14 protein-coding genes and 2 tRNA genes are annotated in these 15,617 nt (G+C 47.9%); 9 read left to right on the top strand and 7 right to left on the bottom strand.

Features of this window, described 5'->3' with window-relative positions; genetic code table 11:
• Nucleotides 1–330: 330 nt before the first annotated feature.
• Both surE and lpxB read left to right on the top strand, forming a co-directional pair.
• Nucleotides 331–1,104, top strand: a complete 774-nt coding sequence (gene surE / locus B5F25_RS14105) for a 5'/3'-nucleotidase SurE (RefSeq protein ID WP_022041295.1) — start codon at nt 331–333, stop codon at nt 1,102–1,104.
• Entirely contained in the window at nt 1,101–2,252 is a 1,152-nt protein-coding gene (gene lpxB, locus B5F25_RS14100; protein WP_087250260.1) for a lipid-A-disaccharide synthase, read from the top strand. Before surE ends, lpxB begins: the two co-directional genes overlap by 4 nt.
• Here lpxB and B5F25_RS14095 read toward each other — a convergent pair.
• The 3 genes from B5F25_RS14095 to rsfS all read right to left on the bottom strand — a co-directional run bounded on the left by B5F25_RS14095 (nt 2,241) and on the right by rsfS (nt 5,685).
• Entirely contained in the window at nt 2,241–3,080 is an 840-nt protein-coding gene (locus tag B5F25_RS14095) for a phosphatidate cytidylyltransferase (RefSeq protein ID WP_022041293.1), read from the bottom strand. The two genes, lpxB and B5F25_RS14095, sit on opposite strands and share 12 nt — an antisense overlap.
• A gap of 157 nt (nt 3,081–3,237) precedes the next feature.
• Complete coding sequence (gene ftsH / locus B5F25_RS14090; protein ID WP_087207233.1) at nt 3,238–5,304, bottom strand: ATP-dependent zinc metalloprotease FtsH; 2,067 nt, start codon at nt 5,302–5,304, stop codon at nt 3,238–3,240.
• A gap of 21 nt (nt 5,305–5,325) precedes the next feature.
• The gene (rsfS, locus tag B5F25_RS14085) at nt 5,326–5,685 is read right to left on the bottom strand and encodes a ribosome silencing factor (protein WP_087207267.1); all 360 of its coding nucleotides are present in this window, start codon (nt 5,683–5,685) and stop codon (nt 5,326–5,328) included.
• A 235-nt stretch (nt 5,686–5,920) separates the two neighbouring features.
• Between rsfS and B5F25_RS14080 the strand changes: the two genes are divergently transcribed.
• Nucleotides 5,921–5,991, top strand: a tRNA-Gln gene (locus B5F25_RS14080).
• Nucleotides 5,992–6,039: 48 nt separating this feature from the next.
• Nucleotides 6,040–6,110: transfer RNA gene (locus B5F25_RS14075), tRNA-Gln, on the top strand.
• A gap of 46 nt (nt 6,111–6,156) precedes the next feature.
• Here B5F25_RS14075 and B5F25_RS21270 read toward each other — a convergent pair.
• The 4 genes from B5F25_RS21270 to B5F25_RS14060 all read right to left on the bottom strand — a co-directional run bounded on the left by B5F25_RS21270 (nt 6,157) and on the right by B5F25_RS14060 (nt 10,538).
• Nucleotides 6,157–6,339: a hypothetical protein gene (locus B5F25_RS21270; protein ID WP_140406951.1), complete on the bottom strand. Its 183-nt coding sequence runs from the start codon at nt 6,337–6,339 to the stop codon at nt 6,157–6,159.
• A gap of 285 nt (nt 6,340–6,624) precedes the next feature.
• Nucleotides 6,625–7,827: a DUF1810 family protein gene (locus tag B5F25_RS14070; RefSeq protein WP_087250257.1), complete on the bottom strand. Its 1,203-nt coding sequence runs from the start codon at nt 7,825–7,827 to the stop codon at nt 6,625–6,627.
• Nucleotides 7,828–7,867: 40 nt separating this feature from the next.
• On the bottom strand, nt 7,868–9,172 hold the full coding sequence (locus B5F25_RS14065; RefSeq protein WP_022041288.1) for an ATP-binding protein: 1,305 nt from the start codon (nt 9,170–9,172) through the stop codon (nt 7,868–7,870).
• Nucleotides 9,162–10,538, bottom strand: coding sequence for a sigma-54 dependent transcriptional regulator (locus B5F25_RS14060; protein WP_022041287.1), 1,377 nt, complete (start codon nt 10,536–10,538; stop codon nt 9,162–9,164). Before B5F25_RS14060 ends, B5F25_RS14065 begins: the two co-directional genes overlap by 11 nt.
• Nucleotides 10,539–10,826: 288 nt before the next feature.
• On the opposite strand from B5F25_RS14060, the gene B5F25_RS14055 reads away from it, so the two are divergent.
• The 5 genes from B5F25_RS14055 to B5F25_RS14035 form a co-directional block, all read left to right on the top strand.
• The gene (locus B5F25_RS14055; protein ID WP_087250278.1) at nt 10,827–12,173 is read left to right on the top strand and encodes a TolC family protein; all 1,347 of its coding nucleotides are present in this window, start codon (nt 10,827–10,829) and stop codon (nt 12,171–12,173) included.
• Between the two features lie 65 nt (nt 12,174–12,238).
• Nucleotides 12,239–13,489, top strand: a complete 1,251-nt coding sequence (locus B5F25_RS14050) for an efflux RND transporter periplasmic adaptor subunit (RefSeq protein WP_087250255.1) — start codon at nt 12,239–12,241, stop codon at nt 13,487–13,489.
• A 3-nt stretch (nt 13,490–13,492) separates the two neighbouring features.
• Complete coding sequence (locus B5F25_RS14045; RefSeq protein ID WP_087250253.1) at nt 13,493–13,708, top strand: hypothetical protein; 216 nt, start codon at nt 13,493–13,495, stop codon at nt 13,706–13,708.
• A gap of 308 nt (nt 13,709–14,016) precedes the next feature.
• Nucleotides 14,017–14,625, top strand: coding sequence for a DUF2807 domain-containing protein (locus B5F25_RS14040; protein ID WP_162614422.1), 609 nt, complete (start codon nt 14,017–14,019; stop codon nt 14,623–14,625).
• 141 nt (nt 14,626–14,766) lie between these two features.
• Nucleotides 14,767–15,617, top strand: an 851-nt coding sequence (locus B5F25_RS14035) for an ABC transporter permease (RefSeq protein ID WP_140406950.1), incomplete at its 3' end; no start/stop codon positions are given.

Below are 15,617 nucleotides of genomic sequence, written 5' to 3'. Positions count from 1 at the left end.
GCGTATCTCATTCTTGCAACATTTTGCAAAACTGTTGATAACTTACGCCGGTTGTTAATAACTTCGCGGGGCAAATATAACGATTTCTGTGCAATAATCAGCCTTGCTTTGTGAAGATTAATCAAGCCTTGTGTAAAATTAACTGATATCATGCTTTTGCACACAGGTGGAAAGAGCCATGCACTTATATGCGGGCAAACTTTCATACAAGTGCCAGCCTGCACGAAGCTATCTGCATTAAATGCATTGAGGAGTTTCGTCATTTTGGCACATTGGCAAATTTATTGTACCTTTGCGTCTGCAAGAACAGATATATAAATCAAGGAATATATGACAAAGAAAAGACCTCTGCTGCTGTTGTCGAATGATGACGGCATAAATGCCAAAGGGATACATGAACTAATCCGTGCCTTACGCCCGGTAGGAGATTTGATTGTAGTAGCCCCCGACGGTCCCCGTTCGGGAGCTTCGGGTGCCATCACATCTGCTTCTCCCATACAATATGCCTTGCTTCAGCAGGAAGCAGGGCTGGCTTTGTACAAATGTTCGGGCACTCCAGTCGATTGCGTAAAACTGGCATTACATGCCATTGTGCCTGCCGTGCCCGATTTGGTGATTGGCGGAATCAACCACGGAGACAACTCTTCGGTAAATGTGCATTATTCGGGCACAATGGGAGTGGTTATTGAAGGTTGTCTGAAAGGGATTCCTTCCATAGGCTTTTCGTTGTGCAACCACAGTGCCGATGCTGATTTTTCTGCTACATTGCCCTACGTACGCCGTATCGTGGAAGAAACCCTGGCAAAAGGACTGCCCGAGGGGATATGCCTGAACGTGAATTTCCCCGACACCTCAGATTTAGAAGGAGTACTGATATGCCGGCAGACACACGGTGTATGGACGAACGAGTTTGTAAAAGCCGACCATCCGAGGGGCGGCAACTATTTCTGGTTAACAGGCGAATACAAGAATCTGGAGCCTGATGCCGAAGACACCGACCATTGGGCATTGGCACACAATTATGTGGCGATAACTCCGACCCAAATCGACGTAACCGCCTATGCTATGGTACGTGAACTGAAAACGTGGAACTTTGACGTATGAAATATTATCTGATAGTAGGAGAAGCATCGGGCGACCTGCATGCATCCAATCTGATGCGTGCATTGCTCCAGGAAGACCCCAAGGCAGAATTCCGGTTCTTCGGAGGTGACTTGATGAAAGAAGTGGGCGGCACGTGTGTCCGGCATTACAAATCACTGGCATACATGGGATTCATCCCTGTACTATTACACCTGCGGACGATTCTCCGCAACATGGAATTCTGCAAGAACGATGTGGAAGCCTGGAATCCTGATGTGCTGATACTGGTGGATTATCCGGGTTTCAACCTGAAAATAGCCCAGTACATCAAGCTGCACACCGAAATCCCCATCTTTTACTACATTTCCCCTAAGATATGGGCATGGAAAGAATACCGCATCAAAAACATCCAGCACGATGTAGACGCAATGTTTTCCATCTTGCCGTTCGAGGTGGAGTTTTATCAGAGATACCATTTCCCGGTACATTATGTGGGCAATCCGTGCGTGGATGCCGTCGATGCTTTCCGGAAAAACTTCAACGAAACATTCGAAACTTTCGTTTCTGCACATAACTGGGAGCAGAAACCGATTATCGCTTTACTTGCAGGGAGCAGAAAGCAAGAGATAAAAGACAACCTGCGTAGGATGATAAAGGCCTCACGATATTTTCCAGACTATCAGTTTGTAGTAGCCGGTGCTCCGGGCATTGAGGCAGACTTTTACTGCCGGTACATGGATGCAGATACAAAGATAGTCTTTGGCGAAACTTATCGTTTGCTTTCCCATGCTACAGCGGCACTGGTCACTTCGGGTACAGCCACGCTTGAGACTGCACTTTTCCGTACGCCTCAGGTAGTATGCTATTACACCGCTGCAGGAAAACTGGTCTCGCTATTGAGACGTATGATTCTAAAAGTACCCTTTGTATCATTGGTCAACCTGATAGCCGGCAAGGAAGTCGTGACCGAACTGGTAGCAGGTGATATGCAGGTAAAAGCAATCAAACAAGAATTGTCATACATCTTGCCAGGCAGCGAGCGACGTAAACGGATGCTGGAAAATTACGATTGCCTGATACAGATTCTAGGAAAGGCTGGAGCATCCGGACGGGCTGCCCGCCAGATGCTGCAAGCCTTGTCGGCATATAAGAAACGGTTATATCAATGAAAGAATATATAAGTAAACCACAGCTGCAGGTACCGCCATCAGTGTACTATCGAAACGGTCGAGCATACCTCCGTGTCCAGGCAGGATGTTTCCCGAATCCTTGATGCCCAATGTCCGTTTGAAAAGTGACTCGGTCAGGTCTCCCCATGTGCCGAACACCACGATGGTCAATCCTAAGCCAATCCACTCACCCATTGTGAGAAAGGTAAAATAATGAGAGAGCACAACAGCTGCAATGATGCAAAACACAGCCCCGCCAATTGAGCCTTCCCATGACTTTTTAGGAGATATACGTTCAAACAAACGGTGCTTTCCGAACAGCATACCCGTACAATAAGCTCCGGTATCGTTTATCCATGTAAAGATAAAAATAGACAAAGGTAATACCGGATTATACTGCGAAACGCTAGTCGCTGCACTGTTGTGATAAGCCAGCAGGTTCAGCAAGGCAAACGAAAGACCGATGTAGAGCTGGCTCATCATAGAATATGCCCAATTGTTGATAGGGTCTTTTTGCTGTTTATACAATTCACTGATAAACAAATACAAGATAAGAAACAGGTAAGGTATGAATATTTCGTTACTTCCCGGAACGACTCCAATGTATCCGAAGCAAAGAAACAAGAACACTCCTGCCAGAATAGTGATAGATTTGTTCATCTGTACCTGACCGGTTGCGTTCACCAGTGTGCCAAATTCGTTGATGGTCAGTGCACTGATGACGCAAAACAGAATGGTGAACGAGATAGGACCTCCTAGAATACATCCTACCAATACGGCGACAAAAATGACACCTGTAATTGTCCGTTGTAGAAAATTATTTTTCATGGTACTTATGTTTATCTATCAACCGAGGCTGTCTCAAAATAAAAAACGACAATCAAAAAGTAAGGTCATTCTGAGTACCTATTTCCTGCGGAAAATGAGCACTCAGAATGACAAAATGAAAGCTGATTTCTATTTGATACACCCTCGATTGACTTATTTACTTGTTTTCACCAGTTTGCTCCGAAGTCTTTGGGGACTCCTCTTCCTGTCCTTCGTTTTCTTCCCGGGCAGCATTTTCAGGCAATGCTTTAGGCTGTCCGGCTTCTATTTGGGCCGTTTCAGACTTATGCTCCTCTGCCATGATTTCTTCCGAGCGGGAAGTCCAAGGCCGTTTGCCGAATATTTTTTCCACGTCTTCGGCAAAAATCACTTCACGCTCTATCAACATCTGCGCCAGTTGTGCATGTCCTTCACGGTGTTGTTGCAACAGCTCTTTAGCACGAGCGTACTGCTCATTGATCATTTTCTGCACTTCCTGATCAATGATTTCAGCAGTATGTTCACTGTAAGGTTTATTAAATGCGTACTCATCATTGTTATAATAGCACAGGTTGGGCAATTTGTCGCTCATGCCGGCAAAAGCTATCATGGCGTAAGCCTGTTTGGTGACACGCTCCAAGTCATTCATGGCACCCGTGGAGATTTGTCCGACACAAATCTCTTCTGCCGCACGTCCTCCCAGGGTAGCACACATTTCATCCAACATTTGTTCCTTGGTAGTAAGTTGGCGTTCTTCCGGCAAATACCAGGCAGCCCCCAATGCCCTTCCACGGGGGACAATGGTTACTTTGATCAGCGGGTTGGCATGCTCCAACAGCCAAGACACAGTGGCATGTCCTGCCTCATGCAGGGCTATGGCACGTTTTTCAGCAGCGGTCATTACTTTTGTCTTCTTTTCCAGACCTCCCACTATGCGGTCGATAGCAGCCAAGAAATCATCCTTTCCCACCGATTCCTTCGAGTGACGTGCCGCTATCAAGGCAGCTTCATTACACACATTGGCAATGTCAGCACCGCTGAATCCCGGTGTCTGGCGTGCCAGCAAGTCTACATCAACGGTATTATCCAGCTTCAACGGACGCAAATGTACACCGAATACTTCTTTTCGTTCGTTCAAGTCGGGCAAGTCTACATAAATCTGCCGGTCGAAACGTCCTGCACGTAATAATGCCTTATCCAAAATATCTACACGGTTAGTCGCAGCCAAAATGATGACTCCACTATTCGAGCCGAATCCATCCATCTCGGTGAGCAACTGGTTCAAGGTATTTTCACGCTCGTCATTACCTCCCATGTTCGGGTTTTTTCCACGGGCACGTCCTACGGCATCTATTTCATCAATAAAAATAATACAGGGAGATTTTTCTTTGGCTTGGCGAAACAGGTCCCGCACACGCGATGCCCCTACGCCCACAAACATCTCTACGAAATCGGAACCCGAAATCGAAAAGAACGGCACATCGGCTTCACCTGCCACTGCTTTGGCAAGCAAAGTCTTTCCTGTCCCCGGAGGACCTACCAGCAAAGCTCCTTTAGGAATTTTTCCTCCCAGCTTCGTATATTTTTCCGGGTCTTTCAGGAAGTCCACGATTTCCTGCACTTCTTGTTTAGCGGCAGCCTGACCAGCCACATCTTTGAATGTCACACGATTGGCACCTTTTTCGAACAATTGTGCTTTGCTTTTTCCTACATTGAATACACCTCCAGTTCCCCCTGGCCCTGCACCTCCGCTCATGCGCCGCATGGCATAAATCCAGATGGCTATCAGCAGCAAAAACGGAAATATGTTCCAGAAAATCATTCCAAAATAGTTATTCCGCTTTTCATAACTGACAGACCCCGTAAAGTGTCCATTAGCCTGTTCTTCATCAAGAAATTTATCCAATGTATCTATAGAACCGACTTGAATAGTCACAGCAGGACTTTTTCCGACTTTGCTGGCATCTTGTTTGAATACATCCACGATGTGTTCAGGTTTGATAAACATCTCCACCGTGTTATCGTCATAAGCGATGATTTTGCTGGCATATCCTTTTTTTACCATTTCCTTAAATTCGGTATAGGATATTTCTTTGTTTGCACTGCCTTCATCACTTGACAAGTAAAGAAAGCCGAATACAAGCGCTATTACCACGTAAAGCCACGTCAGGTTAGGACGAGGCACATTGATTTTAGGCTTATTGTTCGGAGTATTATTGATATTGTTGTTTTGATTTTCGCTCATGATGTATATGAAAATGAATGGTTAGTCCAAATCAGGGATTGTTGTTAGTTTTGCATCCGCCCAAAGATTCTCCAAATTATAGAAAGAACGGACTTCGGGCAAGAATACATGCACCAGAATATCGCCATAATCCATGGCTATCCATTGTGCATTGCGCACTCCGTCCATACCGTATACTCTTTCTCCGGTCGTTTTTTTTACATACTCTTTTACCGAATCTGCAATAGCCAAAACTTGACTGGAGGAATTTCCTTGGCAAATGATGAAATACTTACAGATGGTATCTCCTATATTGGTTAAGTCTGCGATTACGATGTTTTTGCCTTTTTTCTCTTGAATGCCTTCTGTTATTTTTTGCACTAAAAGTTTTGTTTCGTTCATTACGTTCTGTCCTTTGTTTTGTTTTAAAAATTTGTTTTTAATGGTTTCTTCTCTATTAATATAAAGAGAACATGCGGCAAATATACTTGGTTTTCTGTACATCACGAAAGATTGACACTTAATTCTCTCTTTCTTTTGTATTTTTTTGAAAAAAAACTTCAAAATCCTTGCTATGTTAGAGAAAAGTTGTACCTTTGCAGCGTCAAAATCGTAACATCGGTTAATGACATGATTTTGGGCTATGGTGTAATGGTAACACAACAGATTCTGGTCCTGTTTTTCTTGGTTCGAATCCGAGTAGCCCAACTTCAATAAGTGATTGTCTCCAGGGAGGAGATAATTATATTATGTGTTTGGGCTATGGTGTAATGGTAACACAACAGATTCTGGTCCTGTTTTTCTTGGTTCGAATCCGAGTAGCCCAACATAAAAAAGACCGTTTCAAACTTGATTTGAGACGGTCTTTTTATTTTAGAAACTGTTTTGAGAAGCTGTTTTGAATTTCTCCAAAAAGTTTTTCTTGGCTTGATGTATCCGTTTTCGTGTGTGCTTTGGGCGATTTTTTGGTCTTTTTCGCTCCTGTTCTTCGTCAGATAGCCCGCTATCTTCCTCATCACAGAAGCGAAAATGCCTCAAAAACTCATCCCAAATCATCGCACGATAAATTCAAAACAGCTTCTGAATTTCTACAAAAAGTTTGTCAAGCCGGATTTTGCGCCCGTACACATTATGTCCATCGGATTCTTTTCCAAGCCAAACCAGAACATTATACTTTGCACGGTATGAAATTGTGCATTTTCTCACCACAGAGGACACAAAGTACCACAGAGGAAAAATTTAAAAAACACTGTGCACCTCTGTGTCTGTGGCAAGAAACATGACTGCCTTGCTTGTAAGATTATTAATCTTACAAACGATGCAGTAAATCGCTCATGCAGCCTAATCTATTTCCAATTCCATATATTCTGCGTAAAACCTTTGTAACAAGTCTGCAAATTCCTCCGGCAATCTTTTCAAGACTTCTTCCCGAATAGTTTCGGGAACACCTCCATAATAGGCCTCGGCAATGCTTCCGACAATGGCAGCCATCGTATCAGTATCGCCACCTAACGATACAGCCAGCCGGACTGCACTTTCATAACCGGTGCTTTCCAAAAATGCGATAATAGATTCGGGCACAGAGCCTTGACACCGGGAATCGAAACGATAAGCGGGGCGTATCTCATCGCATGTACGGTCCAGATTGTAATGGAAAGTTTCCTCGATGTATGCCTTAATAGCTTCTTTCGGATGATTCTTGCGTGCCAGGAAAATGCAGGCAGCAGTAGCTTGTGCACCTTTGATACCTTCAGGATGATTATGAGTAACCGATGCACTTTCCAGAGCCGCATCTAAGGTTTCCTCAAGTGTACCGAATACCCATCCCACAGGGCTGACCCGCATGGCAGCTCCGTTTCCAAAACTATTATAAGGCTGAGGATACTCCTCTTTCAACCATTTCTTAAACATACCTCCGTACCCGGCATGGGGATACCTGCGTCCAAGGTCCTGCATAATGTCCGTCAGGCTTCCTTTCTCCAGCAACCAGCGAACATTAGCTACGGTCATTACGGTATCGTCGGTAAATTTCGAATCTTTGCCAAACAAAGGAAAGTCTGGGGTTTTACATCCACGCCATTCATAAACCGAACCGATGATATCGCCTGCCGCAGCTCCTGCCAGAAAGTTTTTCGAAGAAGAACGAAGCAAGCGGAGCGTAAGCGCGTCCTGTTCTCCACCGAAATGCTTGCACAACACACGCCGAAACAGGTCGTCTGTAGCTACTTGGTTGAACAGAGTCATACACGAGCGTACTTTCATTGCGTCCAGCGTACCAAATACGCTTTCAGCACTTTTATCCGTATTCAGGAGAACAAGGGTGATTTCGCGCAAGCGATTTCCCAATACAGGATGCTTCAGGTAATCCTGTGCTTCTTTCAGGTCTGCTATACCATAATAATCAGAAGTTTCACTTATACCCAACCCTCTCAGTTGTGGGAATATCCACCAAATCCAATGCTTAGTTTTCCGTCCAGCCTTTACCTCGGCAAGAGCTTCTGCATACGTGTTTTGTTGTGCGGTCAAGAATCGGTCTATCTGCATAGTAATAGAATATTAATGTGATACAATCTCCAGTAATACGTTATTCAAACTCCAAGACAAACGTGGTGTTCCATCCGTTAGTGCCGGCACGCAACAAGCTGATGCTCCCTCCCGAAAGCTTCATAATCTGGCGGGAAAGTGAAAGACCGATGCCACTTCCATTGATACGAGTGGTAAAGAAAGGAACAAAAATCTGTTCGGCTTCCTCTTCCGGAATTACCGGACCGTCATTACTGATATAAATAAAAACATGCTCATCAGCTGCACTGTAGGCACGTATGTGGATGCGCCCTTTGTTCCCACCGATAGACTGTACCGCATTTTTCAAAATGTTTATCAATACTTGCCGAATCAGGTTCGGGTCGGCATACAGCATCAGCTCTACCGGTTCTATCTGCAAAGTAAGTGCCACTGTCTCGGGCACAAGACTCAGTCCTTGTATCTGCTTCAAAAGGTCCATCAGGTAGAAAGGTTCGGGAGAAGGTTTCTGTAAGGCTGAAAATTTGCGGTAACTGTCTACAAACGAAATCAACCCTGTTGATGTCTCGTGAATGGCACGGATACCGTCGTACAATGGACCGTTTACGACATCTTTCCGTTTCAGGAATGTTTCGCTCAGCGAAGAAATGGGAGCGATGGAGTTCATAATTTCGTGGGTCAGCACACGAGTCAGCTTAATCCACGAATCCAATTCCTTTGCGTCCAGTTCATTGCGGATATCGTTCAAAGTAAGGATACGCACATTCTTCCCGCCCAGCTGCATCTCGGTTGCCCGCACCGACAATTGCACATCACCTTTTCCTGTTGTGTACTGAAGATTGCACCGTTCTCCGGCTTTCAGTGTACGCAACAAGTATGGAACTTCGGTACCGAAACGTTCCAGCTGACGTAGCGTGCTAAGTATCGGTATTCCCAACAGCCGCGCAGCTGCCGGATTGGTTTGTACGACAACGTGATTTTCATCCAGTACGATTACCCCTGAACTTACACTCGACAATATTTGTTCGTAGAACCGTTCCCGCTGTTCCATCAGTTGCTTCTGTTCACCCATCAGGCTACCGAACTGGTTCAATGTTTCCTGCAACACACGTTCTCCACCCGAAAAGCCATAAAGAGGCAAGCGGAACGAATAGTCACGGTTACGGATGGCTTCCAGCATCAGCCAGCTTTTCTCACGCAATTGTTGTTGCATCTGATAGGATATCCATGCGACTATAACGCATAATCCTCCTCCTGCAATGCCTGCCCACCAAACCTTTTCCAAGATACCGGCCGTAAGCAATGCTATTCCACCCATCAAAGCTACCAGACGGACAAACGTTGCATAAAACCACTTATAAGCCATACCGTTTCATCTTATTATAAAGCGTTTGCCGGGTTACTCCCAACTTGGCGGCTGCTTGTGACAAGTTGCCGTCACACTGTCCGATAGCTTGCTGAATCATCGTACGCTCCATTTCATCCAAGGTGTGAAATGCCATTTCTGTTTTTTCTTCAGTCCCCGATGCGTTTTCTCTTTCTGCCATATCAGCCAACTGCAACGATTCGGCACGCAACTCACCGTCATCCGCCAAAATCACAGCTTTCTCAATCGTATGTTGCAATTCACGGATATTCCCGTACCACGGATATGCCAATAGCCGGGCTGCCGCGTCCGGAGCAAATGTGCCGCTGGTCCTTCCGTATTGCTTGGCATAGCGTTCCAGAAACATCCGCGCCAACGGAAGAATATCTTCTTTCCGCTCGCGGAGCGAAGGGATGTGCAAGTGAATGGTGTTGATGCGGTAAAGCAAGTCTTCGCGGAACTCCCCCTTGCGTACCATTTCATCCAAGTCGCGGTTTGTGGCGCATATCAGGCGGATATTGGTAGGTTGCGGCAGGTTGCTTCCTACTTTGATGAAACTCCGCTTCTGAATGGCGGTCAGCAGTTTTGCCTGCAGGTAATAAGGCAGATTGGCTATCTCGTCCAAAAACAAGGTTCCGCCATCGGCAGCCTCAAAGCGTCCGATACGGTCGGCATGGGCATCGGTGAACGAACCTTTTACATGACCGAACAATTCACTTTCGAACAGCGATTCGGTAATGGCACCCATATCCACCACGACCATCGGTCCGTCTTTCCGGTTCGAAAGGCGGTGTATCTCACGTGCCAGCATATCCTTGCCCGTACCGTTCTCGCCGGTAATCAGAATATTCGCATCCGTAGTGCTGACTTTTTCCACCAATGCACGTAAAGGGCGGATAGCTGCCGAATTGCCCCAATACATTGTCGTATCATTCCCTTCCGAGACCAACATTGCACGTTTTTTCTCCTTTCGTCCATTGCATACTTTACGATATACATCCAGTAAAGTCTGAATCAACTTGTCATTGTTCCACGGCTTCACGATAAAGTCGGCAGCACCGTCCTTAATCCCTCTTACCGCAAGGTCGATATCGGCGTATGCCGTAAACAGCACCACTGCCGCCTGCGGACGCAATCGACGGATTTCCTTCAGCCAGTAAAGTCCCTCGTTCCCGTTGTTGATGCCCGAAGAAAAGTTCATATCCAGCAATACTATATCTACACCGTTTTGAGCCAGTACAGTCGGTATCGTTACGGGAGAGTCAAGTGTCAGAATCTGCCCGAAATAATCTACCAGCAAATATTGCAAAGAAGTCAAGATGTTGCGGTTATCATCCACCACCAATAAAGTTCCTTGTTTTGCCATTGTTGTTTCTGATTTTTTCAACGCAGATTAACGCGGATTAACGCTGATTTTTATTAATCCGCGAAAATCTACGTTAATCTGCGTTTCATCTTTCTGTCTGCAAAGATACACAAAGAAACAATACGCCCTTTCATAGGAAGTGTCTAATTTTTTGACACCAAGTGTCTAATTTTTTGACACTCCACCAAATGAGCTTTTTTATAACAAGCAGAAAAACAATCATTTAATTTTCTGGCACGATATTTGTTATTGATTTGACAGAAACAAAGACAAAATATGAAAAAGAATATGAACATACGAAAATCAATGGGCATGCTGCTCTGCCTGTGCAGCCTGTCGGCAACCGCCCAAGAAGCATGGGACATCGACCGCTGCATGGCATACGCCGTAGAACACAACCGTACCGTGAAGCAGCGGAAACTGGAAGCCGACAACTACCGGCTGGACAAGATTAAAGCCATCGGACAATTCCTGCCCGGAGTGAGCGGAAGCGTGGGTGCGCAGTACAATTACGGACGTTCGGTAGACCCGGCGACCAATACCTACATCTCGCAGTCTACCTTCAACAACGGCTACTCTATGGAAGGCTCAATGTCTATCTTCCGGGGAGGAAGCCTCATCAACCAAGTGCGTCAGGCAAGGGCGAACGAACTGTTGGGCAAAGCCGCCCTGCAGGAAGCGCGCGACAACACCGCCCTCGAAACCTTTCAGGCATACATCGACGCCCTCTACTATTACGGCACCACCCGCCTGGCGGAAAAGAAACTGCTGGAAAGCGACTCCCTGGTATACAAAACCAAGCGGCAGGAAACATTGGGACTGAAAGGCATGGCGGACGTGGCACAGATGGAAGCCCAGCAAGCCACCGACGCCTACAACCTGACCCACCAGCGCAACCTCTACGAAACGGCGATGCTCACCCTGAAGCAGACGATGAATTATCCGGCGGAAGACACCCTCGTGCTCGACACCCGGCTGATAGACGCCCCCGTCATCGAACAGGTGCAGCTGGCGCAAGACAACGCCGACGAAGTGTTCCGCCTTGCCCTCAGCTGCAACCCCACCCTGCGCCAGTCGGAAATGAACAAGCAAGTGGCGCGGATGAGCCGCAAGATTTCGTGGAGCTCGCTCTTCCCCACCATCAGCATCTTCGGCGGCATCTCCTCCTCTTATTATAAAGAGCTCCACAAAACGGGCTACGACAACTTCGCCGACCAGATGAGGAACAACTTCGGTTCCTACTTCGGCATCTCGATGAGCATCCCCATCTTCAACCGGATGTCGGGTTCCATCGGCGTGAAGCAGGCGAAAAACAGCTACCTCATCGCCACCCAGCAATACGAGGCGCAGAAAGAAGCCCTGCAGAAACTGGTGCTCCAAGCGGTGCAAGACCGCGAAGGATTCCTCAAGGAAAGCCTGCAGATGGAAAAGAAAGCCGCCTCCGACTCCATCGCCTACCGCGTCACCCGCCGCAAGTACGAAGAAGGGCTGATGACCTCGCTCGACGTGCAGAACAACGCCTCCACCCTGCTCGAAAGCCAGACCGGACTGCTGCAAAGCAAACTCACCTACGTGATGAAGTGCCGCCTGGTAGATTATTACAAAGGAGAAGAAATCATTCGGAATGAAGAATGAGGAATGAGGAACGAAGAATCCTCATTATTAACTATTAATTGTTAACTATTAATTAGAAAAAAATTATGGATATTCAACTCGAAAAGAAAAAAGGCATTCAGAAGAAACACATCCCCTACATCGCAGGCGGCGCCGTCGTCCTCGCCCTGCTGGTATGGATTATCTTCGGCAACCACGCGTCCACCCTGCGCATCGACGGCGACGCGCTCAACATCGCCGACGTCACCTACGGAGAATTCAACGACTACATCCGCCTCAACGGACAAGTGCAGCCCATCTCCATCGTACAGCTCAGCCCCGAAGAAGGAGGCATCGTGCAGGAAAAAGTAGTCGAGGAAGGCGCCCACGTGAAAAAAGGCGACATCATCCTCCGACTGAGCAACTCCAACCTCGACCTGCAGATACTGAACGCCGAGTCCGAACTCGCCGAAAAACAGAACCTCCTGCGCAACACCCAGGTGACCATGCAGCAAGACAAGCTGAACAACGAGACCGAAAAAGTGCAGCTCGACGTAGACACACGCCGCAAGCTGCGCACCTTCCAGCAATACGAACGCCTCTACAAAGAACGGCTCATCAGCCGCGAAGAGTTCCTGCAAGCCGAAGAAGACTACCAAGTGGCGCAGCAGAAACACAGCCTCGTCAGCGAACGCCTCGTGCAAGACTCCATCTACCGCACCATCCAGATGGACCAGATGGAAGACAACCTGCACAACATGCGCCAGAACGTCCTCCTCATCCGCGAACGCAAGGACAAGCTGGAAGTGCGCGCCCCGATAGACGGCGAACTGGGACTGCTCGACGTGGAACTGGGACAGAACATCACCGCCGGACAAATGGTGGGACAAATCAACGACCTCTCCGACTTCAAGATTGAAGCGATGATAGACGAACACTACATCGACCGCGTCACCAACGGCCTGCCCGCCACCTTCGAACGCCAGGGCGCCACGTTCCACCTCAAGGTGCGCAAAGTCTACCCCGAAGTGCGCGAAGGCCGCTTCCGCACCGACCTCGTCTTCGAAGGCAAACGCCCCGAAAACATCCGCAGCGGACAGACCTACTACATCGACCTCCAGCTGGGCGAGCCTACCCAAAGCGTCCTCATCCCCAAGGGAACCTTCTTCCAGGTGACGGGCGGCAACTGGATATTCGTCCTCGACAAAGACGGCAAGAAGGCATACCGCCGCCAGATACGCATCGGCCGCCAGAACCCGCAATACTACGAGGTATTGGAAGGCCTGGAGCAGGGCGAGCGGGTCATCGTCTCCGGCTACGAAAGCTACAAGGACAACGAAGTGCTCATTCTGAAATGAAGAATGAAGAATGAAGAATTTTCTACCACAGAGGGCATTGTCCTTGCGGATTTGCAATCCGCAAGTATGGAGCACACGGATTTGCAATCCGTAACACCAGCAGCAGAAGCAAATGATTCGGATTACAAATCCGAATACTCGATTACGCCGGATTACAAATCCGGCGTGACAAAGGAAAAAATAAAAGAACTCTGTGTGCCTCTGTGGCCTCTGTGGTGAAAAAGACACGATTTAGGGGGCTGAATCGGACTTCCGCGACGAAAAAAATGCCATTCGAGGGCACGAATCGGACTTCCGCGACGAAAAAAATGCCATTCGAGAGCACGAATCGGGCTTCCGCGACGAAAAAAATGCCATTCGAGAGTACGAATCGGGCTTCCGCAGCGGAAAAAATGCCATTCGAGGGCACGAATCGGGCTCCACGGATGAAAAAAATACAATTTACGCCCGCGGAAGGCACTCCACGGACGGCGGAAGCCCGATTCGCCCCCTCGAACGATACAACAACCACTAAAAAAATGAAATTTATGAAACAGATTATCCTTTCACTCATCGTACTTCTCGGCGCAAGCCTCAACGCCTGCATGGCAAAAGACAACCAGACCAGCGAAACGCGCGACATCAGCGGCTACACGGCCGTTCACATCGACGGCGTGGCAACCGTCCGCTTCACCCAAGGCGACACGTGGGCGTGCCGCGTGGAAGGCGAGGCGAAAGAAGTGGGCAGGCTCACCACCACCGTGAAAAACGGCACCCTCACCATCGACCAGCGGAAAGAAGGCAAAGGGAAGCAGAACATCCAAGGCGTGACGGTCTACCTTACCGCCCCCACGCTCGCCGAAGTGGAAATAGACGGCGTAGGCACCTTCGAATGCGAGACAACGCTGAATGCCAAAGACATCCGTTGCGAAATAGACGGCGTAGGCACAATCGAAATCAAAGACCTGCATTGCCGCACCGCCCGGATTAACATCGACGGCGTGGGTCAAGGCGACATCCGTGTCTACTGCGACCAATTGAAAGCCCGCACCGACGGCGTAAGCTCGCTCAAGCTGAGCGGCAAGGCGCGTTCGGCAAGCATCAAGGACAGCTTCTTGGGGCGCGTCGACAGCCGTCGGCTGAAAATCGGGGAATGAATACAAAGGTAACAAGGGGACAAGTTGACAAGGGGACAAGGTTCTGAATAGTTAGCATCTGAAAACCTTGTCAACTTGTCAACTCGTTACCTTGTCAACTAAAAATAGTAAATAGTAAATTGTCAAATAGTAAATGAGTATATGAACACCTTAGCACGCAACTTCTCGCATACCTTCCGGCGTTTCCTCACGGCAAGCGTCCTCAACATCATCGGGCTGGCTATCGCCTTCGCCTCCTTCTTCGTCATCATGACGCAGGTGGACTATGACCTGAATTTCAACAAGGGGTACAAGGACTACCGGAACATCTACCGGACGGAAATCTATTACAGCAATGACATCGGCTGGCAGACGTGGATGTCGCGCCCGCTGTGCGAACTGATAGGCAGCAGCTCGCCACACATACAAACCGTTTCCATTATTTCTTCTTTTTGGAACGAAATAGAATATGAAATCGACGGTCATTCGTTCAAAGAAGCGACTCTCACCGGATTCGATAACTTTATGAAGACCTTCCAGCCCCACATGATAGCCGGCTCCGCCGACGCACTCGAACGGAAAGGACAAGTGCTCATCCCCCGCTCCATGGCAATGCGCTTCTTCGGCACCATCGATGCCGTAGGAAAAACCATCTTCAAAGGCAAACAGGCAGACAACCGTCCGCTGACTGTGGGCGGCGTGTACGAGGACTTTCCCGAGAACTCACAGATAGGCAACTTCCTCTTCCGGTCCCTCTCACCCGATGAAAACAAAGACAACTGGCGGAACTGGAACTACAACTGCTACTTCCGCACCAACGGCACATTAAATCCCGACGAGTTGAATAAGTTCGTATTCGAAAGGATGAAAGAAATAGTGCCCGAACGAGTCAAATCAATAGAAAACAATAAAATATCCTCGTTCCTCCGCTTTACGCCGATAGCCGACACGCATTTCTCGAAAGTAGACAACAAGAGTGCCAGCGGCCGTACCACAGTCTATCTCTTGCTGTG

Origin of the sequence: Bacteroides sp. An19 (assembly GCF_002160215.1) — a bacterium.
Taxonomy (GTDB): Bacteria; Bacteroidota; Bacteroidia; order Bacteroidales; family Bacteroidaceae; genus Phocaeicola; species Phocaeicola intestinalis.
Note: the sequence above shows the minus strand (reverse complement) of the source record. Positions and strands in the feature narration are given on the sequence as shown.